Here is a 25,889-nt window from a genome sequence, read left to right as displayed (position 1 = left end):
CGTTCGGGCCCGGTGGGGGCGGAAGCGTCTGTGCGGCGCTCCCGCCCCCACCGGGGTAGATCAGGCTGCTGTGGCAGCGGATTCGGCCTCGGCCGTCTGGCGGGCGGCGGCGCTGGCCCGGGCGGCTGCGAGGAACGCGGCCGGGTCGGCTTCCCACTCCGCGAGCGCGGGAAGGAAGTGGGCGATCTCGATGCGCTCCAGCTCGTGGGTGCCGAAGCGGTCGGTCAGCAGCGGGAAGACACGGTCGGGCCAGCCCGCGAGGCCGACGTCCTTGTGGGCTATGAGGATCTTGAAGCGGGCGAAGGCGTCGCTTCGGGCCACCGGGTGCACGACGGGGATACCGTCCGGGCCCACGGCGCGGTCGGTCTCGGCGACGCGGGCCACCGTGTCCATCAGCGGGCCGACGGTGGCGATGACCTTGCTGGCCCACGCGTTGCGGGCGAGGACCGCCTCAACGCTGATCGGGTCGGTCATCTCGGCGGTGTAGGCGAGTGCGGGCTGGTGGCTGACGACGAAGTCGATCCACGCACGGGCTTCGTGGTGGGAGCGGTCGGACCGGATGGCGCTGCCGTCGGTCTTGCGGTAGACGCCGAGCTGGATACGGTCGGCCATCCCCAGGATCAGTTCGGCGAGGGTACCGACCACGGCCGGGTCGGTGTCAGGGTCGACGCCCGCCGAAGCGATCATCTGGTGCGCCTGCGCGTACGTCTCCCGGATGGCGGTGGCGAGGTAGGAGCCGTGGTTGAACCGGCCGTCGGTGTTCCAGTCCTCCCACGGCTTGGCCTCGGCGGCGTGGGCAGCCCGCTGCGCCGGGCGGCCCGGGCGCGCGCTGGTGGCCGGGGCGGTGTTGGAAGAGCCGAAGAACTTCTTCAGCTCGTTCCGTATCTGCTGGCTCACGTCGACGCTGCCGGACGAGGCGTTGGCGGCGGGGATGATCGCGCCCTGGAAGACGGCGTACCCGTCGGGGGCGAGACTGCCGTCGCGGTTCTCCCGCAGCGACTCCCACTCCTCGGGGTCGGAGACCAGCTCGTCGGTGAACTCGCCGTTGACCGCGACCACGAGGTTGCGGCAGTTGCGGTTGGTGATCTCCGCGTTCGCCCGGGTCGAGTCGCCGACGATGCCGCGCAGCTCGTGGATGGGCGTGAGAGGGCTGATCAGCTCACCGCTGTCGTTCTGCTTGTACCGGCGGGTCGTCTCGATGGCGACGGTGACCGGCAGGTCGTTCTTGAACGCCTCGGCCAGCAGTTCCGCCGCCTTGGAGTCGGCCTGGACCGACCCGTGGAAGTCGTGCTCCAGCCCGACGGACTCGGCGTCGAAGGTCACGCGGCCGGTGCGGAAGGGGCCGTCGTCGGTCGCCTTCGTCTTCACCTTGTACGCGCTGACCTTCACACCCACGTGCTCCCGCACGTACACGCTCGGGCGGGCGCGGACGGTCTGACCGTCGGGCCCAGCGGCAGCGCGTGCCTTCTTCTCGTACGCGATGAACGGACGGCCCTTGGCCGGCGGCTCGTACGCCATGGGGTGACTCCCTCTGTAGTGGATCGACGGGCTCAGATTCCGGTCGGACGGGCCGCACAGCGAGCTCTCGCGAAAATCCATCGGGCGGGTCGGCAACAGGCTTCGGAAGCCGATCGCCCGGATGATCAGAGGAGGGTCGGGATAGCGAAACTGGCAGAAGTTGTGGAGCCGTCTAGGCGGGGACGGCACGCAAGTGACACACTCATCTCAGGCTCCAACGCTGGGTGGAAACATGCCGAGACCAGGCTTTTGACTGGTTCCTGCGGGCAGGCTCGGTCACGGCTCCTCACGGAGCGGACAGCTGGTGGAGGAGCAGCTGGATCAGCCCCCCCGATAGGGAAATATAGACGAGCCACGTTTGGCTATCAAACGGATAGCTAAACTGAAGTTGCCACATCCCCCCGCCACCACGTTCAGGAGCGTCTCCGGATGCCTACCCCTCGCCACTTCGACGGTTCCCTCGTGCGGAAGCTCCGTCGCGACAAGGAACTCACGCAGAAGCAGGTTGGGGCTGCCGAAGGAGTCGAAGTCTCCGGCACCGCCGTCGCGAACTGGGAAGGCGCAAAGTCCACACCCGACCCGGAGAAGCTGCCGGGCCTCGCCAGAGTCCTGGGGAAGCCGCTCGATGATCTGTTCCCTCGCGACGGCCTGCCGGACCTCGCCGACCTGCGGTGCGACGCCGGCATCCCGCAGTACCGCACCGGCAAGCTGATCGGCACACGCAGCCATATCCCGGTCAGCAACGCCGAACGCGGTGTTCGCCCCCTGGACGACGACTACGTCGGAAAGCTCGCCGCCGCCTACAAGGTGACCACCGAGGAACTGCGGGCTGCCCAGGACCGGTCTTTCGGCAAGTACGTCCCGGACGTCACCGGCGCCTTCACTCCCGCGGCCGCGCCGGCCCGACCGCGCACCATCGCCGAGAAGATCTCGTACATCCTCAACGAGACGTACGACCAGCCCCCCACCGACAGGGAGCTGGCCGCACGTGGCAACGCGAAGTCCTCGCGTCAGGTACTGAACACCGAGCTGGTCTTCGCCCTGCGCACCGGCGCCGAGACGACCGCCTCGGACGAGGTCCTCAACGCCATGGCCACAGCTCTCGACGTCCCGCCCATGTTCTTCCGGAGCGACGACGAAGAGGTCGCCCGGATCGTCGCCAGCATCCGCACCGCGAAGAACGGCCTCAAGGTCATGGCAGCCCGCGGTGGCGAGAACGGCGGGGTGTCGGCCGAACTGCTGGACTACGTCAACGACGAGCTGGCCAAGCTGCTCGGCCCTGACGGGCTCGACGGGCTCGATGACATCTAACCCGCCGGACGACTACACCTCGACGTAGAGCAGCCGACCCTCCGCCCGGGCGATCAGCGCGGCTTCCCACATCTTCCGCGCCAGCGGGGGGATATCCGACTCGGGGATGTCCCCGGGGGCGCTGAAGCGGTACTCGCTCAGCTCCCCCTCCTGCAGGCGGATGGACTGCTCTTCGACTGCGGACAGCTGTCCGCAGTCGAAGAGGTAATACGCGTGCGCCGGCCTGCCAGGGGCCGAGATGAAGGCAGACACCAGAAGGCGCCCCACCTCCAGGTCGAGGCCGACTTCCTCGCGCAGCTCGCGCGCGCACGCCTCACGAGGTCGCTCCCCCTCATCGAGGTGGCCGCCGGGCAGGTTCCAGCCCGGTTTGTACGTCGGCTTCACGATGAGAACGCGGCCTTCGTGATCGGTCACGATCGCTCCGGCGGACACGCCTGCGGTCAGATGGGTGGGTCGCATGATTCTGTGCTCCGTCTGTTCGGTCAGGTCGTCATCGCTGCGACGGGGATCGACGGTCCGCCGCGGTTCTCGCGGGTATCCACCGGGCCGATTCGGCCGTAGACGGCTGCGACGGCCCGAAGGTGCGGGATCTCTTCGGCGAGGTCGTCCCCGGCGCCGAAGGGGAACGGAGCAGGGAGGCCCGCCTCCCGCTCGGCCAGTTCGACCTTGGCGCCCCGGATCCAGTAGGCCTCGGCGGTGATGTCCGCGTCGCTGCCCTGCACTCCGTCCAGTTCGGCCTGCCGCCGGGCCCAGTCGACGAGGCCTTCGGGGGCATGGCGGCGAAGCTCGTAGATCACATCGCGGATCTCAGTGACGTAGCGGCCAAGGCGGCGGGTCGGGGAGTCGTCATGACCGAAGAGGTCGCGCAGTCTGTTCACCGGTGCACTGAGCTTCGTGTTGCCCAGGAACTGGCTCGGGCGGTGCCGTACGACCTGCGGTGCGGTGAGCGCGAGGTCACGCCACAAAGGGTGCAGGTCCCGAAGAGAGCGCAGGGTCCGGTACCTGATGCCGGCGGCGTGCGAAGCCGGGGCAATGGCACCCAGGCCGTAGAGGAGGAACGTCGCGTACAGGATCGTGTCGGTCACGGCCTCCTGTTTGATAGCGAAGGCGTCAGAGACAGGGTGGACCGTGATCAGGATCAGGTAGCCGATGCGCAGGACGGCGTAGACCACGGCCAGGACCATCGAGGCGGACATCATGCGCAGCCCGATCTTCAGCGAGCGCATCGGTGCCTGCGACACCGCCCCACCCCACTGGACGGCACAGACCGCGGCGGCCGCCGCCGTGTAGAGGTAGAAGAGGCCCATGTACACCGCGAGTTCCGGCTCACCGGCGTGGCGGGCGAGGAAGAAGACGGTCGAGGTGTCGGGCTCGTCGAGGCCGATGAAGAAGACGGCCGCCATGACCGCCACGGTGATGAGGGAAGCCCGTGTGGCAACTCGGTGGACGAGGGCGGAGATTCGTACCGATCGGCGGACCTTGGCGGCGTCGTCAGCGGTGCGGTACACGGCCGTGACGTACTTGAGGAGGACGCAGATGCCCAGGATGGCCAGGACGTGTTTGACGAGGTAGGCGAGGTCCGTGACTCCGAAGCCGTTGAGCAGGTTGCGTCCTGGCTCGGTTCGTGCCAGCCAGGACGCGGCCAGGGCAGCGAAGGCGCCCCAGAGCGATCTCTCGCGCACGCGACCCCGTAGTGCGGACTTGGCTCTCAGTACGGCCTGCACGAGCAGCAGGCCCGCGATGGCGTACGCGAGCGCGTCAGACATTGTGATCCCCTCGTAGGGTGCTTGCTGCGTTGCCGCAGGGATAGGCGAAGTCCGCCGCCAGGCGTCGGGCGGTCGTGTCTTCGATGTAGGTGTCGAAGGAGGCTGCTTCGTTGATCCGGGCCGCAGCGGCTTCTGTGCGTACTTCCCGGTATGACTCATACCGGCGACGGGCCGCGACCTGGTTTCGTCCGATGAGCCGGTCCACGAGGGCTGCCGGAAGGCCCGCCACGAGGTCGTCCATCTCACCCTCGGTTACACCGTCTGCGTCGTCGGCCCAGAGATGGACCAGCTCGTGCAGGATGATCTGCTGCCGGTGATAGGCCGAGGTGCTGTCTACGTGCAGGATCACGTCCAGCGCCTTGTGCTGGTGCTTGAGCCACAGTCCGCACACGCCGCTGCTGCCCAGGAGGTGGTCGGGGACCGGCATGAGGATGATCCGCCGGCCTCTGGCTGCCTCGATGTTTGCGATGAGCTGGTCCAGGTCAAACGGGACCGGGATGGGCATCGAGTCGACGATCGTGGAGACGTCACGGCGGAGGGTCCGCCGCTGCTGCCAAGCAGTGCGCCAGGAGGAGAAGATTGGGGGGCGAGCGGGTCTGCGCGGAGCTCGCAGTCGGCGGACCTTGTTGTCTGCCTCGACCTGCGGTGTGTCCTGAGCTATGTCTGCCGACTGGCTGGAGCCGTCGTTGCGCGACATTCCGCTGCTTCCCCCTTGATCATCGAGACGGGTCTCGAACCCTGCGGCGTCGTCGTGACGCCAGCGGGTCGGGCAGCCCTTCCTGTGCTGCCCTCGGCAGGACGCAGGTCAATCCCGGCACGTCCCTGCCTGCTGCGGTGGACACCTGCGGCAGCCATGCCGATGAGCCCCGTCTCCCACCGGCACAGCAACCGCCGCTGGCCGAATCATTGGCACGCGCAGTGCGGAGCTGTTCCGACTGACGGCAGCAGTGCAATTCGCCCTGCAGGAGGGAGGGTTGACTGCGAACTGCTCATCCGCGTCGGCGTGCAGCGCATGGAAAGGTCCTGCGCCACGGCGCGCGGCGTAAGAACCTCACAGCGCCAGCCCCCTCGATCCATCTCAGTTGATCTGGCCGGTATGAACGTATGCGTATGCCCGTGGCATAGTCAACTGAGATGGATTGCCCTCGACGCCGAGAAGGACCGCATGACCCCCGCGAACCCGCGACCCCAGCCGGAAGAGCCGACTGAGGCGAATGACGCCTGTGACGAAGGTCTCTCGCTAGCCGACAAGCTGAACCAGCTCTTCGAAGTCGTACACCCGAAGGACCGCGGCCCTTACACCAATGACGAAGTCGCCGCAGCCCTTAAAGAGCAGGGCGGTTCCACGATATCCGGCACCTATCTATGGCAGCTGCGAACGGGAAGGCGCGACAACCCGACGCGACGCCACTACGAGGCTATCGCGGAGTTCTTCAAGGTGCCCCCGGCATACTTCTTCGATGATGATCTTGCGCGCCGATACGGCGAGCAGTTGAAGCGTCTACAGAAACTCCAGCAGTCCGGCGTGGAACGCGTGGCCCTGCGCGCCGTCGGCCTCTCCCCTAAGAGCATGGACACTCTGATGACCATGATCGACAGGGTGCGGGAACTGGAGGGGCTGCCCGACGAGCCCGACGAGCCGGTTCTCTAATGTGTCTGTCCAGGACCCATGACCAGCCCGGGGGGATTAGTTGATTCAGGAACAAAGGCGAGCCAGCGAAGGCTTCGTCCGCGGCCTCCGCCTCCCACCTGCCTCCAGCATCCGCGACCTGGCGCCCGAGATCGAACGGCGCACAGGTCGCGCAGTCGAGCTACAGCCCGCCGAATTGGACTGGTCTGCCCCGTGCGGCATGTGGGTCGCCACGAAGAGCCGCAACATCGTCTTCTTCGATCCGCGAACCACGTTGGCTCACCAGGATCACATCATCGCCCATGAATTCGCCCACATGCTGAGGAACCATAAGGGCGGCGCGAGCATTGGCGGTGAGACCGTCGGGGGACTTCTTCCGGATCTCGACCCTGAACTGATCCAGATGGTGCTCGGCCGGACCCAGTACGACGAAAGAGACGAGATGGAAGCCGAACTCGACGGCTCGTATCTCCAAGCCCACATCCACGCATCCCAGCGTCGCGTAATTTCCCAACGCGGCGAATCGGAAGTGGACCGACGCGTTGCGCGCACATTTCTGCGCGGAAGAAAGTAAGGCCCCGTGAAGGACATACTTCACCCCATCTGCTTGGTGATCGCAGGCTTGGGGTTCCTTTTCCTGCTCCGGGACCTGAAACAGAACAGACGAGAATCGTCCCTTGTGCTTCTGAGCCTGGTATATCTATCGTCCGCTCTGAGCTTCGCGATATCCATAACACCAATCTGGATTCGCATCGACAGCGTCTTGGGGATCACCAACATTGCGGTTCCGCTCGCGCAAAGCTGCGTGATCCTGGTGCTGGTGTTCCAGACCAGCGTGCTGGCTCACTGGGCCCTGCCGCCCCAGAAGGCGCGTCGTCGGACTCGCCTCTTCGGGTTCGTCGGCGTCGGGGTCATCGTTGGCCTGTTCGTCCTGTTCGCCCTCCTGACGCCGGCCGTGCAGCGGACCTCCGACTTCGCCACGTACTACGTCCACGATCCGGCCTACAAGGCCTACCTCTCGCTCTACATGGCCGCGTACACGACCGCGGAGGTCTACCTCGGGGTCGTCTGCTGGCGACACGCACGCCAGGCCAGCAACGTCTGGGTCGTCCGCGGGCTGCGGACCATCACGACCGGGGCTGTTGTGATCATGGGCTACTGCGCTATCAGGATTAGCGGAATCCTTGGCGACTCGTTCGGCTTCAGTGTCGCCCGCTTCAAGGACATCGCCTGGTTCTGCGGAGATGTAGGGGCTCTCCTCACCTTGATCGGATATTTCCTTCCGACTCTGATGGGGCGGGTTGAGGGCCTTCGCGGCTGGTCCCGAGACCACTACGCCTTGTGGCGCCTTGAACCTCTCTGGCGAGCGCTCCAGGCCGCCGCACCCACGATCGCCCTAATGCCCGCTCCGTCACAGATACGAGAGCTTGTGCGGTTCCGTTCGGTGAGCTTCCTTCTATACCGGCGAGTAACCGAGATCCGTGACGGGATGATCGAACTCCGCCCCTACCTGGACCCGCAAGTTCGAGCCAAGGCCGAAAACCGGCTTAGAGAGCAGGGGCTCCGGGATCCCGACCTCGCGGCTGCCGTCACTGCGGAGCAAATCAGCCAGGGCATTTCCAGCCTGAGGCGTGACCAGGACTTCGCCGAGCCGGCTGAGTACGCCGACGCCCGACTTTCGATTGCCACCACAGAAGAGGACATGCAGGCCCAACTGCGCATCGCCGCGCACTTCACTCCGCCCGTCGTATCCACCCCCATATCGCAGCCGGCGGCACGTGCCGCCGGCCAGACGGGAGGCGAGCAGTGATCAGACGTACCTTCCTCGCAGGCACCGCAGCAGCCGTGGCCGTAAACGCCTCGATGCCCGGCGCTGCCCATGCCGTAGTTCCGCCCCGCACCCAGGACAAGGACGACCGAAGGGCCGCTTCCATGACCACCGCTCCCCACCTGCGCCCCGCCCACGAGCAGGTGGCGGCCCTCATAAGCCGAAGGATCTCCAGCCGGCAGCTCTTGGAGCTGCAGCTGAAGCACATCGAAGCGACCAACCCAGGGATCAACGCGATCGTCACCCTGGATGTCGAGCGGGCCAGAAGGGAAGCCGACAACGCGGACCGGCACATCGCACGCACGGGCAAACCGCTCGGGCCTCTGCACGGTCTTCCCCTCACGGTGAAGGATGCCCTCGAGACCGCCGGTATGCGCACTACATGCGGCACGCCCGACCTGAAGGACCATGTTCCCGACCAGGACGCGGACGCCGTCGCTCGGCTCCGTGAAGCGGGCGCGATCGTCATCGGGAAGACCAACACCCCGGCGTACTGTCAGGACATCCAGACCTCCAACGCCGTCTTCGGTACCACGAAGAACCCGCATGCCCCCGGCCGGACCGCAGGCGGCTCCTCCGGCGGCCCGGCGGCCGCTGTCGCCGCAGGTCTCACGAGCCTCGATGTCGGCAGCGACCTTGCCGGATCGCTCCGTCTCCCCGCGGCCTACTGCGGTGTCTACGCGCTGCGTCCGAGCTACGGACTGATCTCCACCCGCGGGCACATCCCCCGGTTGCCCGGCTGGCTCACCTCGAGTGACATGACCACGCTCGGTCCACTCGCGCGTACGCCGGCCGACCTCGCTCTCCTCCTCGACGCTCTCGTCGGGCCGTCACCGGCAGACTCCCCGGCCTGGCGGGTAGAGCTGCCCGGTCCCCGCTTGTCCCGGCTGCGGGACTACCGGGTCGGCATCTGGGCCGATGACGACTACTGCCACGTCGATTCGGACACCCGTGACCTGATGAACACCGTGACGGGACTCGTTCGGTCCTCCGGGGCGCAGGTCGACGTCGCCGCGCGACCCGTCAGCATGCCGGAGTCCGACCGGGCGTTCACGAACCTGATGTACGCCACGTCGACCGCGACCACCCCGGACTCCGTGTTCCAGGGGGAGGTGGACCAGGCGGACAAGCTCGCCCCCGGCGACACATCACCCGGCGCCTTCTATCTGCGGGCGCGTACGCAGCGCCACCGTGACTGGCTGGTCGCGAACGAGGCCCGCGAGAAGCTGCGCCAGCGCTGGGCTGAGTACTTCACCCAGCGCGACGTCCTGATCACGCCGGCCGCTCCGACAGCGGCCGTCGAGGACCAGACGTCCATTCCAGCGCAACAGCGGTTCATCACCGTCGACGGCGCGAAGCGCAGCTACTACGACCAGACGACCTGGTTGAACCTGACTAGCCAGGTACGCCTCCCGTCAGCGATCGTCCCTGCTGGGCGTACTGCCGATGGGCTACCGCTGAGCGTCCAGGTCATCGGCCCATACCTCGCCGACCGCACCGTCATTTCGGTGGCTGCCCACTTGGCACAGCTGCTGCCGAAGCCTCTGGGCCCTGCTGAACTGCGGAGGCGATAGAGCCAAGCGCGGGCACCGTCGGCCGAGACCTGAGCCGTGGTCGTTGGTATCGGCGGCCGAGGTGGTGTGCAGGCAGCACGATCGCGGCCGTCGGCGGTCGGTGCCTCGCCATCATCGGCCTCCAGGCTGCTGTACAGCTCGTCGATCGGCCGTGCCGGGCGGGTGTGCTGTGCATCGGCTGCCCCCCTGTACGGGTCGAGGCGAATGGGTAGGGTCAGGCGTCCAGGAGTCCGAGCAGCGCGCCCTGCCCCGACTGGAGCACATGCGCGGTCTCCAGCGGGATCCAGAAGCACTCGAACCGGGTCGGCTCCTGCTCGCCGTCGTGGTCCTCCTGGCTCGGCCACCGCTCGGGCGTCGGCTCGGTCAACTCCAGAAGGAAGATGTGCCGCTCCTGGACCTCGCGGCGGTACGGGCCCATGTCGTACTCGCTTACGCCGAGCTTGCGCACGATCTTGAAGTCCGTCAGACCGGTCTCCTCGCGGGCCTCGCGCAGCGCCGCGGCCTCGGGCGTCTCGCCCTCGCGGATGCTGCCGGCCGGGACCTGGACGCCGACCTCCTCCCAGGGGAAGTCGACGTGACGGTGGACCAGCAGATGGCCGTCACCCACGATGTAGCACAACGCCTTGGCCTTGGTGATCTTCTCGGACAACGGGGTTTTCCTCAGGAGTCGTTCGGATCGCGCCCGCAAGCCACAACCCGAAGTCGGGCACGAGAACCGGTCTGATGGGAGGCGCTGAGTCTAGGTATCGCGAGGAGGTCCCCGGCGGAGTCGAAGGCTACCCGCGGCTCTTTGTTCGGCGTCGGGCTGGACGTGCCGCGATCGGTCCGGAAGCCGGGTCTGCGTGGGGCAGCCTCGGCCCGGTCCTCAGCCTGGGTATCCTTCGCGGTCCGGCCGCAGCAGGAACCTCTGAATCTCCGCGATACCGGGCACGTAGCCGTCGGAGGTGTCCACCAGCAGGTTCGGGGCGTCCAGGCTGATGGGCACGAACTGATCGGGGTCGTACACGCCGGCGTCCATGTCGGCGAGCAGGGCCTTGTCGCCGTGGGCGACCCGGTGGCTGTCGGTGCGGGCGCGGTCGGTGATGCGCCGGGCGATGGTCGGGGCGGGGGTGGTGCATCGGATGATCCGGAGGTCGGCGAACGTCGTGAGCGGCTCCAGGCCGGGGCGCCAGAGGCGGTCCTGGAAGGCGGCTTCGGCGACTACGGTCGAGCCCGCTCTGAGGAGGACCGTGATCGTCGCGAAGAACGCTTCCAGTGCGGGGATGTTGAGTGGATCGCTGCCGTCGGGGTCGTGACCCGGATGGTTCATGGCCAGGCCCTGCTTGATCTCGTCACGGATGATCGCGGGGCAGCCCAGGTGCAGGGCGAGCTCCCTGGCAAGGGTGGTCTTGCCGGTCGCCGGCGGACCGCTGACCACGACCAGGGTCGGGGTTTGGACGGGCACGGGTGGACTCCGATGTGGTCGTTGCGGCAGCGGATCCGGACTTCAGGTGCCATTCCGAAGTTCGGTCATGCTGCTTAGGCCTACCGCAGAGCGCGGTCTCGGACCAAGTGACCACGGTGGAAGGGCTGGTACCACGCCTGCGGGAGCCGTACAGGCATATTCGCGCTGGCTCGATCCTTGTGGTTACTGTGTCGCCGCGAAGCCCATGTGGTCTCGTGGGAGAGGACCAGATCCGGACGGCGAGCATCGCCGCCATGGACGAGCACGGAGCCCGATAGCCATGCGAGCACCCTGGTGATGCTGGGGACGACCGGCGAAGGCCATGTCCCGATCGGACATCGTGTCGCCCTGTGGCGGCACCGCCGCGGTGTCACGGTGACCGAGATGGCGTCGTCCTCCAGCCTGACGGAGCAGCTGATCAGCGACGTCGAAGCCGACGTCGACTGGGTGGATCGGCATCGTGTCCTGTACTCCCTGGCAGCCGGGCTCCGCTTGGACCCGACCGAGCTGACCGGCCAGCCCTATGAACCTCACGGGACGCAGCACGGTGTCGTTCGTGCCACGGCGTGGCACCTTCGCCGCCACGTTGTCCAAGCGGGTCCCCGTACGATGGGCTCCGCCCGGGGCCTGGAGGAGCTGCGGGCCGGTGCCGAGGACGTCCGGGCCGCACAGGCGGCCGGAGACGAGCACGCGCTGGCGCTGCGCCTGCCCGCGCTGCTCGAACTGGCGGACCGGGCGTGTGCCGAAGGGAGAGAGGGGCCCGATGCGAGAGCTGCGCGGACTGTCGCCTACGTGGCTGCGGCAGGCCTTCTGCGCCGCTTGGGGTACCGGGATCTGGCGTGGAGTTTTCTCCACCGCGCCGGCCACGGCGCTGGTGGAGATCAGCTTTCGGCGTCCGAGGAGATACGGCTGCTGACGAGCATGGGGCTGCCGGAGACGGCCGCCGACCGCGCCACGCAGCACCTCGCCACGGCGCTGTCCGTCGAGCTGCTGTGCGCGGCAGCGCTCGCCCACGCGTCAGCAGGCCGACGGCATCAAGCCGAGACCCTACTTGGCCAGGCCGGTGACCGTGTCGGCGGTGAGGTGGAAGCCGCGGAAGTCGCGGTGGCGACGGCGGGAAGCGCGATGCAGTTCGGCGTGCTGGATGCGGTCCTAGAGCTGGAGGCGGCTGCCGCGTCGATGCCGCCAGCCCGGCGAGCCGACCTGCTGCTCTTCGGGGCCGAGGCCCGGGCAAGAGGCACGGACACCGACCGGGCCGCCGAGAGCCTGGCCGCTGCCGAGGACGTGGCCCCGCTCTACATCAGGCTCGACCCTCTGGCCCGCGAGCTCCTTCACGCTCTACAGTCCCGCGCCCGGGACACGAACAGCACCGGCCTGCTTGTAAGGATGGCCGGCCGCTTCGGGATGAACTGAGGTCACCGCTTTCGGGGAATGCCCGCACACGCGGGGCCGACCTGGCTTAGCGTATGGATCTTCGGGACGTGGGGCAGGCGAGCATGAACGAGCAGCAGTCACATCGGGCCGCGACGATCGGCTCCAACCTGCGGACCCTTCGGCGCCAGCGCGGAGTCGGCCTGAAGAGCCTGGCGCAACAGACCGGGATCTCCCAGGGGTACCTCTCCATGGTGGAGAACGGGCACCGGTTGCTCGACAGCCAGATGTTCATCGACTCCATCGCCGACGTCTTACGGATCTCGCCCGCCGAGCTGACCGGCCAGCCAGCCGCGCCGATGGACCCGCCCAGTGGCGCCGCCCACGCGGCGATCCCCGCGCTCAGACTCGCCCTCATGGGACTCGCCCTCCCGGCAGCACACGGCGAGCGGCTGCCCGAGGACCCCTTCCAGTTGCTGACGGCCCGCGTCGCTCGAGCCAACAACCTCTACCACGCCTCCGAGTACGGAACGCTCGCGGTCGAACTGCCCGCTCTGCTGTCCGATCTGCGTGCAGCGGCCGACGCCCGGCACGGCTACGCCCGCCGCCGGCTGCTGCAGTTGCTGGCCGGTGCGTACCACCCGGCGTGCGTGCTGCTGTTGAAGTACCTGGGCTACCCCGATCTCGCCTTCGTGGCGGTCACCCGTGCCGCCGAAGTGATCGCCGAACTCGAGGACCCGCAGTACACGGCTCTGTCGGACTTCTTCACCGCCCACGTGCTGCTGGCGGTCGGCAGCCCGGATCAGGCCCTGCTGCGGGCGGCGGCGGCCATTTCGTCCCTGGAGGCGCAGTTGGGGTCCGGGCGCGCGCCGCAGGCGTTGCTCGGCGAGCTCCATCTGATCTCGGCCACGGCCATCACCCGCGACAAGACCCGCGCGGGCGAGGCGCGCCGCCTGGATGCCGCAACCCATCTCGCCGAAGCGGAGCGGCTCGCCCAGCGGACCGGCGAGACGCGCGATTGGCATCTCAACTTCGGTCTGATCAATACCGCCATCCACCGTGTGAGCCTGAACACCGCGCTGGGCCGGCACGGCGATGCCGCGGACGCCGGTGAGGGCCTTCACCCCGAGACGATCACCGCGCCGGGGCGGAGGATGGCCTACCACGCCGACCTGGGACGGGCCCTGGCACACATGCGCGGTCGGGAGGGCGACGCGACCCGCCAGCTGCTGCTGGCCGAGCAGGCCGGGCCGCAGCGGCTGCGGGTAGACCCGCTGGTGCGGGACTGCGTCACCTACCTCCTCGGGCGGCCGATGACCACGCACGCACGCCGTGACCTGCGCGGTCTCGCCCACCGGGTCGGCGCCCTGACCTGAGCGGCCGCCAGCGGGCCCCTTCAGGGGTTCACCACCGTGAACCCCAGCCGTGAACGCGCGGCTACGTTCGGTTCCCGCCCCAGACGGGGCCGGTCGATCGAGGCGCTCTTCCCGTGCGCTGGATCTCCCGGTCTCCTAGGGGTTCGTGACGGCTGCGCTGCGCTTCCGGTCCGCGCGCCTGTCCGGCTGACCGACCGGGGATCGAAGGGGGAAGGCCATGCCTGAGCACACGCTCGACAACGCGCCGGCGCCAGTGAAGGACCTGCGGCGGCGGATCGGGGACCTGTCCCTGCGGCTGAGGACCTCCGGGCCGCTGAAGCCGGCCGAGCCGCGGTTCACCGACTTCGACAAGATCCGGCTGCCCGGCGGCGAGCTGGTCGGCCGGAAGAAGGTCATCATCATGTCCGGCGGCTGCAGTGTGCCGACGTGCACGATGTGCCCGTTCACCAACTTCAACAACTTCGGCATCGACGGCGCCGCCTCGTCCGAGAGCCTTTTGGACCAGGTCCGGCGCACCCTGGCGCGGACCGAGGGCGAGCCCGCCTACGAGGTGCTCTCCCTCTACAACGACGGGTCCTTCTTCGCGCCGCGCGAGATCCCCCGCGACGTCCAGGTGGAGATCGCCCGCCTGGTCGCGGCGGCCGGCGTCAAGCGCCTGGTGGTCGAGTCGCTGCCCCAGTTCGTCACCAAACCGGTGCTGGGCCCGTTCGTGGAGGCGCTCGGCGAGGTGCGTCTGGAGATCGGCATCGGTCTGCAGTCCGCGGACGTGCTGGTACGCGAGACGCTGGTGAACACCCGTATCTCGCAGAGGGCCTTCGAGCGGGCCTTGTCGGTCATGGCCGGCCTGGGCGTCGACCCGAAGATCTACCTGCTGATCAAGCCGCCGTTCCTGAGCGAGGGCGAGGCGGTGACCGACGTCGTCAAGTCGGTGGACTACCTGACCGGACTCGGCGTGAAGGGGATGACGCTGTGCCCGACGCGGGTGTCGCGCCACACGGTGGCGTGGGAGCTGTGGGAGGCCGGACAGTACACCCCGCCGAACCTGTGGACGGTCGTGGAGACGGTCCGCCGGGTCCACGAGCGGCTCGCGGTGCGGGTGGCGTGCGTGAACCTGCGCGGCAGCGACTTCGAGTCGGTCTTCCCCGACGCCTGCCCGAACTGCGCCGACGGCGTGGTGGACGCGCTGATGCGCTTCGGGGAGAGCGGCGAGGCGGCGGACCTGCCCGCGGACTGCTCCTGCCGGCCGCCGCTGAAGGTGGCCCCGCTCGACCACGCGGCCATCATCGCCCGCGCGGCGCAGCAGCTGAACGTGCTGGAGCGAGCCGGTGTCTGAGTCCGCCGCGGCGCCAGCCACAGCGGGGTTACCCCCTCGGCACCCGGAGCGCGGCTTCGCCAGTGACCCGCTCGGTGTCCTCCAGGAGGGGCACCGCCGGAACGGGCCGGTGTTCCGGATGCCGGTCGACGGCGTGGAGACGGTCCTGGTGGGCACCTGGGCCGGACTGGGCGAGCTGTTCGCGGCCGAACGCGGCCGCCTGGAGGTCCTCAACACCTCCCTGGTGCACGACCTGTTCGGCCGAGCGCTGTTCAACCTCACCGCGGAGCACCACGGCGAAGCACGCCGCCGGCTGCGTCCCGCGCTGTCCGGCCGGGCGCTGCCCGGCTACGTAGCGCCCCTGCTGGAGGTGATCGGCCCGACCGTCGACCGGTGGGCGCTGCACGGCACTGCGGATCTGCACGAGCAGGTGCGCGGGCTCACCGGCGCGATGAGCGCCCGCGTCCTGCTCGGTATCTCCCCCGGGGAGGCGGACGCGGCACAGTTCGCCGCCGCCTTCGAGGAGTTCGTCGCGGCGACCGGTGCGCCGCCGGGACCGGCCCGGTACACGGACCGCCGGTACTGGGCCGGCCGGTCGGCCCGCCGGGAGCTGCACGCCCTGTTCGCCCGCCGTGCCGCCCAGACCGCCGGGGACCCGGAGGGCGGGGCGGCGCTCGCCGGGCTGGTGGCGGCGTTCGCCGACGCCCCGGCTGCGGCGGGGCCGCTGGAGGACCATCTGCTGGCACTGCTGATCGCCGCACGGGAGACGACGGCGAGCCTGCTCACCTGGTGCCTGGTCGAGCTGGCCGGCCATCGTGAGCACGCCGAGCTCGCGACGGCCGAGGCCCGCGCAGTGGCCGCTGATCCCGGCCGCCTGGTAGCGCGCGACGCCCTACCGGTGCTCCGGTCGGTGCTCGCCGAGAGCCTGCGCCTGCACGCGCCGAACCTGCTGTCGATGCGGGAAGCGGTCTGCCCGCTGACGCTGGCCGGTCACCGGATCGAGGCGGGAACACGGGTGGCCTACTCCCCGTCGGCCGGGCACTTCGATCCCGAGGTCTTCCCCCGTCCCCGGCAGTTCCGGCCGGGCCGGTTCCTGGCCGGGCACGCCAGCGCCTCGCGGCTGTGGGCGTTCGGCGGAGGCGCGCACGCGTGCCTGGGCCGGCCGCTCGCCGAGCTGATGGCCCTGGCCGTCATGGCCGGCGCCCTGCACAAGGGGCTCCCCACCCTGCCCGCCGGCCCGCCGGCCCAGATCACCTTCCGGCCCGCCAAGGCCCCCGTCGACCAGCTGCCGTTCGCCCTGGAGTCCGCTTCATGACCCGCATCCCGCCCGACGCCCTTGCCGCCCTCCGCCAAGCATCCGCCCAGCACGCGGCCGGCCGACGCAGGCTTCACCTGGTCCCCAGCGAGAACCAGCTGTCGCTGGCCGCCCGCCTCCCGCACCTGATGGACGCCGCCGTCCGCTACGCCTTCCCCGGGCCCAGCGGCGGAGCCGAGAACTGGGCCTGGCCCGGCCGCCAGGACCTCATCGCCATCGAACGGGCCGCGGCGCAGCGGCTCGGCGCCCAGCTGGGCGCCGAGTACATCGACCTCAAACCGACCTCCGGAGTGTCGGCACTGACCGTGGCGCTCTCCGCGCTGGCCGGCCTCGGCGAGACGGCGTTCAACCTCGCCGAGCGCGACGGCGGCCACGGCTCGACCCGTTTCATCGGCACCCGCCTCGGGCTGGCGATGCACGACCTGCCCGTCGACCCGGCCACCTGCACCCCCGACCTGAACGCCCTCGAGCACCTGCTCGCCACCGGGCCCCGGCCGGCGTTGGTGTACCTGGACAGCTTCATGTGCCTGTTCCCCGTCGACCTGGCCGGCCTGCGCGAGGTCGTCGGCCCCGACGCGGTGATCCACTACGACGCCTCGCACACCCTGGGCCTGATCGCGGGCGGCGCCTGGCAGAACCCGCTCGCCGAGGGCGCGGACAGCCTCGGAGGTTCCACCCACAAGACCTACCCCGGCCCGCACAAGGGCCTGCTGGCCACCAACGACGCCGCCCTCGCGGCGCGGCTGGACGAGCACGCCTCGCACTTCGTCTCCCACCACCACCCGGCCGACGTCGTCGCCCTGGCCGTGGCCGCCGCCGAGATGGACGCCCGCGGCCGGCAGTATGCGCACGCCACCGTGGCCAACGCCCGCCGGCTGGGCGCAGCACTGGCCGGGCGCGGGTTCACGGTGTGCGGGGAGAAGACCGGGTTCACCGACTGCCACCAGCTGTGGATCGACATCGCCCCGCTCATGGACGCCGAGGACGCCTCCCGCCGCCTGTTCGAGGCCGGGATCGTCGTCAACGCGATCCCGCTGCCGCACATCACCGCACCCGCCGGGCTGCGCCTGGGCGTGCAGGAGCTCACCTGGGCCGGGCTGCGCGAGGACGGCATCGACGAACTGGCCGAGATCTTCACCGCGGTGCTCCGCGACGGCCGCGACCCGGCGACCGTCGCGCCCCGCACCCGGGCCCTGGCCGAGGCACTCGCGCCGGAGGACGAGCCGGGGGAGCAGGTGCTGCGCGTCGCGCTCGCCGCGGCCGGGATCGGCGGCGCGGCATGATCCCGGAGCAGATCCCCGGCAAGGGCACCTTCCTCGGACCCATCCACACCACCGCCACGTTCGAGATCCACCCGGACTGCCGGCACTTCGCCGGGGGGATGCCGTGCCGGTACTGGCGGCCGTGCCACGGCTGCCCGCACCGTGACCCGGTCGATCACCGGGTGCTGATCGTGATGCTCGGCCTGCTCGGGGACATGCTCATCGCCTCACCCCTGCCCAAGCGGATCCGCGACGAGCGCCCGGGCGCGCACGTCACCTGGCTGGTCGACGAGGCGAACGCCCCGATCCTGCGGATGAACCCGTACGTGGACGAGGTCCTCGTCCACGACTGGCAGGCCGCCGCCCAACTGCCCTCGCGCCGCTTCGACGCCGTGTACTCCTTCGAGCGGACCCCGTCGGCCGCCGCCCTGGTCGACCGGATCGACGCCGGACACAAGGCCGGGCTCGCCTACGGCGGCCCCCACCACGCCCTGTATCCGATGGGCGAGGCCGCGCTCCAGTTCTTCCGGCAGAACACCTGGAACGACTACCGCACCCTCACCAACGCGCAGACGTGGACGGAGCTGTACTTCGCCGTCGCCGGGTACGAGTACGCGGGCGAGCCGTACGTCCTTCACGTTCCGGAGGCCGCGCGCCGGCGGACGGCCGGGCTGCTCGGCGAGCGCACCGGGCCGCGGGTGTGCCTGAACTTGGGCGGCTCGCTGACCACGAAGCTGTGGCCGCAGAGGCACTGGGCCGAGCTCGCCGACGCACTGCTGGAGCACGGCGCGCAGCTGGCCCTCCTGGGCGGGCCGAGCGATCGGGAGGCGTGCGAGGCGCTGGTGCGGCACCTGCGGATGCGCGGCGCGGATGAGTCCCGCGTCGCGTACGCGCCGCTGTCGCTGGAGGAGGCGTCCGCGCTGCCGGGCCTGGTCGACGTGGTGGTCACCGGCGACAGCTTCGGCTTCCACCTCGCCCTCGCCCACGGCCGGCCCACCGTGCTGCTCCTCGGGCCGTCCAACAGCGCCGAGGTCATCCCCAAGCACGCCAAGTCCGTCACCGCGCTGCGATCCACGCTGGCCTGCTCGCCGTGCGCCCACCAGGTCGAGTGCGGCGGCGTCGGCGGCTGCATGGACACCATCGACCCCTCCACCGTCCTCAAGGCGACCCTCGACTACCTGACCACCGCCTGAACCCGCTGCCCGGCACCCGGCCGGGCAGCGGACAGCAACAGCGAGAAGGAGCCCACGTTGGCCACCGTGCTGGGCCTTGGCGGCCCGTACTACCACGACGCCTCCGCCTGTCTGGTCGTCGACGGCCAGGTCGTCGCCTTCGCCGAGGAGGAGCGCTTCTCCCGGCGCAAGCACCACAAGGACTCGCGCAGCTGCGCGATGGCCGCGGCGTACTGCCTGTCCGAGGCTGGGATCACCCTGGCCGAGGTGGACGAGATCGCGATCGCGTTCAACCCGTCCTGGCCCGAGCCGAGCGAGACGTGCACCGACGCCGAGCTGATCGCCGAACTCCTCGACCCCGCCCTGTTCGGCCACCACCGGCCCCGGCAGGTCACCGTGATCGAGCACCACCTCGCCCACGCCGCCTCCGCGTTCCACCCCAGCGGCTTCGAAGAGGCCGCCGTCCTGGTGGTCGACGGCTCCGGCGACGGCGTCTCCGCCACCCTCGCCCACGGCACCACCAGCGGCCTCAAGGTCCTCCGGCAGTTCCCCTTCTCCCAGTCCCTGGGCTGGTTCTACGAGACGGTCGCCGAGCACCTGGGCCTGGGCGACTGGACCAGCTCCGGCAAGCTCATGGGCCTGGCCGGCTACGGCAACCCCGACCGCTACCGGCTCGACTTCCTCACCCCCCTCGCCGGCGGCTACCACCTCGACCTCTCCCGCTACGGCATCCGCCCCGACGAAAGCGTCGAGGACCAGTACACCGACCTGCGCTACTACCGGCGCCTGAAGACCGCGTACGCCACCGCGTACACCGACCTCGGCATCTCGCCCCATCGCCGCGCCCGCACCTACACCGACGGCCGGATCATCCCCGACACCGGCTACAGGCCTGAGCACGCCGACCTCGCCGCTGGCGCGCAGCGCCTGCTGGAGCAGTGCCTGACCGAGCTGGCCCGCGAAGCCCTCACCGCCACCGGCACCACCCGCCTGTGCATCGCCGGCGGCGTCGGCCTGAACTGCTCCGCCAACGGCCGCCTCGCCGCCCTGCGCGGAGTGGAGGAACTGTTCGTCCAGCCGGCAGCCGGAGACGCCGGCTGCGCCATAGGCGCGGCTCTCGAGGCCGCGCGCCGCCGCGGCGACCTCACCCTCCCCGGTCCGGCGATGACCACCGCCGCCCTCGGCCCCGCCTTCACCCCGGGAACCATCCGCACAGCCCTGGACGACCTGGGCCTGCCCTACCGCGACCTCGGCGACGACCTGGCGACTACGGCTGCCGGGCACCTCGCCCTCGGGCGCACCATCGGCTGGTTCCAGGGCCGCATGGAAGCCGGGCCCCGCGCACTGGGCCGCCGCAGCATCCTCGCCGACGCCCACGACCCCCGATCCCGCGACCACATCAACGACAGCGTCAAGAACCGCGAGCCCTGGCGCCCCCTGGCCCCGGCCCTGCTGGAGGAGGCCGCACTCGACCTGATCGGCACCGCCGCCCCGCACCCGTTCATGATCGTCGCCCGGCCCGCCACCGAGAGCGCCCGCCACCTGATCCCGGCCGCCGTGCACACCGACGGCACGCTGCGCCCGCAGACCGTCGCCCGCGACGACACCGACCCCTACGCGGCGCTGCTGGCCTCGTTCGCCGAGCAGACCGGCCGACCGCCCGCGCTGCTGAACACCTCCTTCAACCACGAGCGGGAGCCGATCGTGTGCACCCCGCGCGACGCCATCGCCACCTTCGCCGCCGGCCCGCTCGACGCCCTCGCGATCGGCCCGTTCCTCGTCCGCAAGGACCGCCCGAGCTGACTGTCCGACACCGCCCGCTCACAGCCGGTACGTTGAGCCCGGCCCTGGCCATCATCCGCAGCAAGCGAAGGACCATCCCGCGATGACCAGCACGACCTCCGCCCCGAACACCACCGCCGAGCGGCTGCGCGCCAAGCACGGCCCGACGCTCACCCTCGGCGACGACTGCGACCTGCCCGACGACCTCGTCATCGAGATCGACCACGGTGCCCACCTCACGATCGGCGACCGGGTCTCCATCCGCCGCGGCTCCACCATCCAGGTCCACCGCGGCGCCACCGTCGCCATCGGCCACGACGTCGCCATAGGAGAGCACACCTTCCTCTCCGCCATGGCCGGCATCCGCATCGGCGACGGCGCGGCGCTGTCGAACATGGTCGACCTGCACGACCACAACCACCGCCCCCGCACCGCGGCGAACGTGCCCACCGGACAGCTCAAGCCGTGGGCGTCCGGATTCGAGGCGGCGCCCATCGTCATCGAGGCCGGCGCGATCCTCTCCAACAAGGTCACCGTCACCGCCGGCGTCCGCATCGGAGCCAACGCGCTGGTCGGCGCGAACGCGGTGGTCTCCCACAGCATCGCCCCCGACACCGTCGCCGCCGGCGTCCCGGCCGCAGCCCGCCGCACCTTCGACGGCGCTCCCGTACCCCGTGAGGACCGCCGCATCCTGACCGTCGGCTTCTTCGGCACCTCGATCATGGAGCACCTGGAGGCCGTCAACGCGCAGATGACCAACCAGGCCGACCTGCCCGAGGTCGGCTCCAAGGTCACCGTCGAGGCCTGGCGCCAGCGCGGCTGGGTCCACCGCCTCGCCCTGTCCCTGCGCGCCGCCTGGCCGCACGTCGTCTTCGACGTCCGCAACCACGGCGAGGGCGGCGCCACCAGTCGTGACATCGCCGGCATCGTCGAAGGCGACCGGGCGACCACCGGCACCGACTACGACCTGGCCTTCCTCGGCTGTGGCATCAACGACGTGTGGCGCCGCTTCCAGAACCGGATGTCGGAGGCGGTCGACCTCGACGAGTACACCCGCCACATCAACGCGATGCTCACCCAACTCGGCGGCTGCACCCGCACGATCATCGTCGTGAGCGAGACGCCGTTCGGGCCCGTCGAGGACCCCGGCACCGTCACCGAGATGAACCTGGAGCTCGCCCGCTTCAACGACGCCGCCCGCGCGGCCGCCGCCGCGCACGGCGCGCTGTTCCTGGACGTGTGGTCCCCCTTCACCGCCGCCGCCCGGCACCTCGCCGCCGCCGACGCCGAGGGCCCGGGCGGCCTGTGGAGCGACGGGGTGCACCTGACCGAACTCGGCGACACCGTCCTGCTCCAGCAGGCCGAACAGGTCCTCGCCGAGCACCGGATCGTCAACAAGCTCCTCGACTACCCGCTGCTGCAGCGCGACGCCGCGCTCGCCGCATACGGCCCGATGTTCGCCCGCCACCGGCCCGCAGCGGCCGGCGCCTGAACCGCCGGGGCGTCCGGCGCTGGTCGGCCACCGCCGGGCGCCCCGGCACCACACCTGCCCGCTTCCTCCTCCGAAGGAGCTGCTCCGTGCCCCAGTCGGGCCGCGCACACATACAGGCGCTCACCACCGCACTGCCCCGGCTCGACACCGGCCGCCTCCGCTCCTGGGGAGGCCTGCTCGCCGACCGGCTGCCCGCCGGCGCCCGGCTGCTCGTCGCGGGCAACGGCGGCAGCGCCGCCGAGGCCCAGCACCTCACCTCCGAGCTCGTCGGCCGCTACCGCACGGAGCGCGCGCCGCTGTCCGCGATCGCGCTGCACACCGACTCCTCCTCGGTCACCGCCATCACCAACGACTACGGCGCCAGCGAGGTCTTCTCCCGGCAGGTCCGCGCCCACGGCCGCCCCGGCGACGTCCTGCTGCTGCTTTCCACCTCCGGCACCAGCCCCAACGTCCTCGCCGCCGCCCAGGCCGGCCGGGAGCTCGGCCTCACCGTCTGGGCCCTGACCGGCCCGGCCCCCAACCCTCTCGCCGAAGCCGCCGACCAGGCCGTATGCGTGGACGCCGACCCGGTCGCCACCATCCAGGAATGCCACCTGGTAGCCGTCCACCTCCTGTGCGCGGCCGTCGACGCCCACCTCACCCAACCCGCCACCGCCGCAGAACCGACAGGCGGGCGGCGGCTGGTCGTGGTCGGCGACGTGCTGCTGGACCGCGACATCACCGGAACCGCCGACCGGCTCTCCCCGGAAGCCCCCGTCCCGGTCGTCGCCGACACCCACTCCACCGACCGGCCGGGCGGCGCCGGACTGGCCGCCCTCCTCGCCGTCCGCGAGCCGGACTGGCACGTCACCCTGGTGTGCGGCCTCGGCCAGGACGGGCCGGGAGCACGAGCGGGCGCCCTGCTCGAAGAGGCAGGCGTCGACGTCATCAACCTCGCCACCAGCGGCACCACCCCGGTCAAGACCCGCGTCCGGGCCGCCGACCGCACCCTGCTGCGCTTCGACACCCCCACCGCCCCGCTACCGCTCGGCCCCCTGACCGGCCAAGTCCGCGCCCGCCTTGCCGAGGCCGCGGCCGTACTCGTCTGCGACTACGGGCGCGGCATCACCTCCCACGAGGAGCTCCGCCAGGCCCTCACCAACGCGGCCGGCGGCCGCCCGCTGGTGTGGGACCCCCACCCCAAGGGCGCGGTGCCGGTGCCGGGGACGGCCCTGGCCGTTCCGAACGCAGACGAAGCCCTCCTCCTCACCGCGGAAACGGGGCCCCGGGACCTCGCGGGCGACGCAGCCCGGGCCGCCCGGCTGCGCTCCGCCTGGCCCGTCACCCAGGTCGCCGTCACCCGAGGCAGCCTCGGCGCGGTCCTGGTCGCCGACCCCGAGGCCCACCCCCAGGTCGTCCCGGCCCGCCCGGCCGTCGGCGACACCTGCGGCGCCGGCGACCAGCTGGCCGTCACCGCGGCCCTGATGCTCGGCGCCCGCCAACTGCCCTCCCACGCCCTGACCCGAGCGGTCGACGCCGCCACCGCCTACGTCCGAGCCGGCGGCCCCGCCTCCCTCACCACACCGCCCACCACCCGACCCCTCGGTCCGCTGGAGCTGGCCGAGCGCGTACGGGCCCGCGGCGGCAGGGTCGTCGGCGCGGGCGGCGTCTTCGACCTCCTCCACGCCGGGCACCTCTCCCTCCTCGAACAGGCCCGCCGCCTGGGCGACGCCCTGATCGTGTGCATCAACGCCGACACCTCCGTCAGCCGCCTCAAAGGCGACGACCGGCCTGTTGTCGACGAACAGGAACGAGCCGCCCTGCTCGAAGCCCTGGACTGCGTCGACGGCGTTCTCATCTTCGGCGAGGACACCCCCGAGGAGATCCTCGCCCAGCTGCGCCCCGACATCTGGGTCAAGGGCGGCGACTACGCGGGCAGGCGCATCCCCGAAGCCGATCTCGTGGACAGCTGGGGCGGCACCGTCGTCACCGTGCCCTACCTGGACGGCAACTCCACCACCGCCCGCATCGACCGCCTCACCCAGCGGGCGGGCGCCCGATGACCACGCGAACCCACGTCCTGGTCACCGGCGCCGCCGGCTTCATCGGCCGCCACACCGTCACCGCCCTCCACCACGCCGGACACCAGGTCACCGCCGTCGACCTGCGCCCCGCCCCCACCCACCTCACCCGCACCGCCCACTGGCTGCGCGGCGACTTCGCCGACCCCTCCCTCCTGGCCCAGGTAGCCGACGGCCGCTACACCACGGTCGTCCACCAAGCCGGCATCAGCGACACCCGCGCCCCGGCCGGCCCCGAACTCGACGAGATGAACACCGACGGTCCGCTGCGCCTGGCCGACGCCTGCCGCGCCGGCCGGGCCCGCCTGATCTACGCCTCCTCGCACTCCGTCTACGGCACCCTCCACCGCCACGAGCCGATCGCCGAGGACGCGGACATCGACACCACCCGCTGCTCCGGCCCGCTCAACCCGTACGCGGCATCCAAGCTCGCCCTCGACCAGCAGATGCGCACCCTCCATCCCGGCGGCCTTCAGTGGGCGGGCCTGCGCTACACCAACGTCTTCGGCCCCGACGAGACCGACAAGGGCCCGATGGCCTCGATCCTGACCCAGCTCCTGCGCCAAGCCGCCCGCACCGGGAAGATCCGCGTCTTCGACGACTCCCTGACCGCCGCCCGCGACTACATCTCTGTCGAGACCGTCACCGCCACCATCGTCTGCCTCACCGAGCACCGGCAGCTTCCGTCCGCGGTCTACAACCTCGGCGCCGGCACCACTGTCTCCTTCGCCGACATCGCCCAGTGGTGCGCCCGCCTCCACCACCGGGCGACCGGCCAGACCCTCCACGTGGAACTCGTGCCGAACCCGGTCGCCCACGCCTACCAGTACTTCACCTGCGCGGACATGACCGCACTCGACACGGTCCTGACCGACCGGCCGACCACCTCGGCCGCCTCCGTCGAAGCCCGTGCCACCGAGCTGTTCGAGACCTTCCTCCGCGATGCGGCCGGCTGAACCGCACGTCGACGCCCCGCGCCTCGACCGGCCGCTGCGGCCCGCGGCATTCCTCGACCGCGACGGGACCCTCACCGAGCCCCGCCACTACCCCACCCGCCCCGACGACCTGGTCCTCCAAAGAGACATCGGCTCACCGCTGCGCGCCCTCCAGCACCAGGGCTTCGCCCTGATCGTCGTGACCAACCAGAGCGCACTGGCCAGAGGGCTGCTCGACGCCGAAGGCCTGGACGCGATGCACGACCGGCTCCGCACGCTCCTCGGCCACCACCGGGTGCACCTCGACGGGATCTACGCCTGCCCCCACCACCCCGACGGCACCGTGCCCCGCTACCGCGGTTCCTGTCAGTGCCGCAAGCCCGCACCCGGCATGCTCCAACAGGCCGCCCACGACCTCGGGATCGACCTCACCCGCTCCTGGACCGTCGGCGACTCGCCCTGCGACATCGGCGCCGGCCGCCGAGCCGGAACCCGCACCGCGCTCGTCGCGGCCACGCCGCTTCATCACGCAGTCCCGGACGTTCACCGTGCGACGACATCCGAGGCACTGTGCCAGATACTGCGCCACCATCTCGGCACGCCGCAGGGCCAGTCGTAGCGGGGGATCCGAGAGCGGACGCGTGAGCGAGCTGAAGGATGCATCCGATGGCCGCCGACCCACGATGGGTCGTGCGTCGCGAGCGGACCGCTGCAGCCCGGCGCGCCGTCCGGGAGTTCCGG

General features: G+C 70.5%; 22 protein-coding genes. 16 read left to right on the top strand and 6 right to left on the bottom strand.

Going from position 1 to position 25,889, the window contains the following annotated elements:
* Window positions 1-60: 60 nt before the first annotated feature.
* Window positions 61-1,518, bottom strand: coding sequence for a hypothetical protein (locus ABT170_RS14225; RefSeq protein ID WP_351867107.1), 1,458 nt, complete (start codon window positions 1,516-1,518; stop codon window positions 61-63).
* A 429-nt stretch (window positions 1,519-1,947) separates the two neighbouring features.
* Here ABT170_RS14225 and ABT170_RS14220 point away from each other — a divergent pair, with 429 nt between their 5' ends.
* Window positions 1,948-2,829: a helix-turn-helix domain-containing protein gene (locus ABT170_RS14220; RefSeq protein ID WP_351867104.1), complete on the top strand. Its 882-nt coding sequence runs from the start codon at window positions 1,948-1,950 to the stop codon at window positions 2,827-2,829.
* Between the two features lie 12 nt (window positions 2,830-2,841).
* Here the strand turns inward: ABT170_RS14220 and ABT170_RS14215 are convergent, their stop codons facing one another.
* From ABT170_RS14215 to ABT170_RS14205, 3 genes are read right to left on the bottom strand one after another with little or no spacing between them, the layout of a single operon-like run.
* A complete protein-coding gene (locus ABT170_RS14215) occupies window positions 2,842-3,288 on the bottom strand; it encodes an NUDIX domain-containing protein (protein WP_332757165.1) in 447 nt (148 codons plus the stop codon).
* A gap of 23 nt (window positions 3,289-3,311) precedes the next feature.
* The gene (locus tag ABT170_RS14210; protein ID WP_351867100.1) at window positions 3,312-4,595 is read right to left on the bottom strand and encodes an MAB_1171c family putative transporter; all 1,284 of its coding nucleotides are present in this window, start codon (window positions 4,593-4,595) and stop codon (window positions 3,312-3,314) included.
* Entirely contained in the window at window positions 4,588-5,100 is a 513-nt protein-coding gene (locus tag ABT170_RS14205; protein ID WP_351867097.1) for a hypothetical protein, read from the bottom strand. The genes ABT170_RS14210 and ABT170_RS14205 overlap by 8 nt, the downstream gene beginning before the upstream one ends.
* Before the next feature lie 660 nt (window positions 5,101-5,760).
* Between ABT170_RS14205 and ABT170_RS14200 the strand changes: the two genes are divergently transcribed.
* The 4 genes from ABT170_RS14200 to ABT170_RS14185 all read left to right on the top strand — a co-directional run bounded on the left by ABT170_RS14200 (window position 5,761) and on the right by ABT170_RS14185 (window position 9,627).
* On the top strand, window positions 5,761-6,246 hold the full coding sequence (locus ABT170_RS14200) for an XRE family transcriptional regulator (RefSeq protein WP_351867094.1): 486 nt from the start codon (window positions 5,761-5,763) through the stop codon (window positions 6,244-6,246).
* A 40-nt stretch (window positions 6,247-6,286) separates the two neighbouring features.
* A complete protein-coding gene (locus ABT170_RS14195; RefSeq protein ID WP_351867091.1) occupies window positions 6,287-6,799 on the top strand; it encodes a hypothetical protein in 513 nt (170 codons plus the stop codon).
* Between the two features lie 6 nt (window positions 6,800-6,805).
* Entirely contained in the window at window positions 6,806-8,035 is a 1,230-nt protein-coding gene (locus tag ABT170_RS14190; RefSeq protein ID WP_351867088.1) for an MAB_1171c family putative transporter, read from the top strand.
* Between the two features lie 122 nt (window positions 8,036-8,157).
* A complete protein-coding gene (locus ABT170_RS14185) occupies window positions 8,158-9,627 on the top strand; it encodes an amidase (RefSeq protein ID WP_351867085.1) in 1,470 nt (489 codons plus the stop codon).
* A 214-nt stretch (window positions 9,628-9,841) separates the two neighbouring features.
* Here ABT170_RS14185 and ABT170_RS14180 read toward each other — a convergent pair whose 3' ends face one another.
* Together ABT170_RS14180 and ABT170_RS14175 are read right to left on the bottom strand one after the other, a co-directional pair.
* Complete coding sequence (locus ABT170_RS14180; RefSeq protein ID WP_351867082.1) at window positions 9,842-10,276, bottom strand: NUDIX hydrolase; 435 nt, start codon at window positions 10,274-10,276, stop codon at window positions 9,842-9,844.
* Between the two features lie 216 nt (window positions 10,277-10,492).
* A complete protein-coding gene (locus ABT170_RS14175) occupies window positions 10,493-11,071 on the bottom strand; it encodes a P-loop nucleotide/nucleoside kinase family protein (RefSeq protein WP_351867079.1) in 579 nt (192 codons plus the stop codon).
* 297 nt (window positions 11,072-11,368) lie between these two features.
* Here ABT170_RS14175 and ABT170_RS14170 point away from each other — a divergent pair, with 297 nt between their 5' ends.
* The 11 genes from ABT170_RS14170 to ABT170_RS14115 all read left to right on the top strand — a co-directional run bounded on the left by ABT170_RS14170 (window position 11,369) and on the right by ABT170_RS14115 (window position 25,767).
* Window positions 11,369-12,484: a DNA-binding protein gene (locus ABT170_RS14170; RefSeq protein WP_351867076.1), complete on the top strand. Its 1,116-nt coding sequence runs from the start codon at window positions 11,369-11,371 to the stop codon at window positions 12,482-12,484.
* 83 nt (window positions 12,485-12,567) lie between these two features.
* A complete protein-coding gene (locus tag ABT170_RS14165; protein ID WP_351867073.1) occupies window positions 12,568-13,818 on the top strand; it encodes a helix-turn-helix domain-containing protein in 1,251 nt (416 codons plus the stop codon).
* A 217-nt stretch (window positions 13,819-14,035) separates the two neighbouring features.
* On the top strand, window positions 14,036-15,151 hold the full coding sequence (locus tag ABT170_RS14160) for a hypothetical protein (RefSeq protein ID WP_351867070.1): 1,116 nt from the start codon (window positions 14,036-14,038) through the stop codon (window positions 15,149-15,151).
* On the top strand, window positions 15,144-16,445 hold the full coding sequence (locus ABT170_RS14155) for a cytochrome P450 (RefSeq protein ID WP_351867067.1): 1,302 nt from the start codon (window positions 15,144-15,146) through the stop codon (window positions 16,443-16,445). Before ABT170_RS14160 ends, ABT170_RS14155 begins: the two co-directional genes overlap by 8 nt.
* Window positions 16,442-17,728 carry a PLP-dependent aminotransferase family protein gene (locus tag ABT170_RS14150; RefSeq protein ID WP_351867064.1) on the top strand — a complete coding sequence of 429 codons (1,287 nt, stop codon included), beginning with the start codon at window positions 16,442-16,444 and terminating at the stop codon, window positions 17,726-17,728. The genes ABT170_RS14155 and ABT170_RS14150 overlap by 4 nt, the downstream gene beginning before the upstream one ends.
* Window positions 17,725-18,900, top strand: a complete 1,176-nt coding sequence (locus ABT170_RS14145; RefSeq protein ID WP_351867061.1) for a glycosyltransferase family 9 protein — start codon at window positions 17,725-17,727, stop codon at window positions 18,898-18,900. Before ABT170_RS14150 ends, ABT170_RS14145 begins: the two co-directional genes overlap by 4 nt.
* 66 nt (window positions 18,901-18,966) lie before the next feature.
* Window positions 18,967-20,682: a carbamoyltransferase family protein gene (locus ABT170_RS14140; protein WP_351867478.1), complete on the top strand. Its 1,716-nt coding sequence runs from the start codon at window positions 18,967-18,969 to the stop codon at window positions 20,680-20,682.
* A gap of 82 nt (window positions 20,683-20,764) precedes the next feature.
* Window positions 20,765-22,153: a GDSL-type esterase/lipase family protein gene (locus ABT170_RS14135; protein WP_351867059.1), complete on the top strand. Its 1,389-nt coding sequence runs from the start codon at window positions 20,765-20,767 to the stop codon at window positions 22,151-22,153.
* Between the two features lie 86 nt (window positions 22,154-22,239).
* The gene (locus ABT170_RS14125) at window positions 22,240-24,195 is read left to right on the top strand and encodes a PfkB family carbohydrate kinase (RefSeq protein ID WP_502970516.1); all 1,956 of its coding nucleotides are present in this window, start codon (window positions 22,240-22,242) and stop codon (window positions 24,193-24,195) included.
* Complete coding sequence (locus ABT170_RS14120) at window positions 24,192-25,169, top strand: NAD-dependent epimerase/dehydratase family protein (RefSeq protein WP_351867056.1); 978 nt, start codon at window positions 24,192-24,194, stop codon at window positions 25,167-25,169. The genes ABT170_RS14125 and ABT170_RS14120 overlap by 4 nt, the downstream gene beginning before the upstream one ends.
* Window positions 25,156-25,767 (top strand): D-glycero-alpha-D-manno-heptose-1,7-bisphosphate 7-phosphatase, encoded by a 612-nt coding sequence (locus tag ABT170_RS14115; protein ID WP_351867053.1) that lies wholly within the window; start codon window positions 25,156-25,158, stop codon window positions 25,765-25,767. Before ABT170_RS14120 ends, ABT170_RS14115 begins: the two co-directional genes overlap by 14 nt.
* Window positions 25,768-25,889 lie beyond the last annotated feature (122 nt).

Source organism: Streptomyces sp. NPDC001787 (assembly GCF_040297465.1).
Taxonomy (GTDB): Bacteria; Actinomycetota; Actinomycetes; order Streptomycetales; family Streptomycetaceae; genus Streptomyces.
Note: the sequence above shows the minus strand (reverse complement) of the source record. Positions and strands in the feature narration are given on the sequence as shown.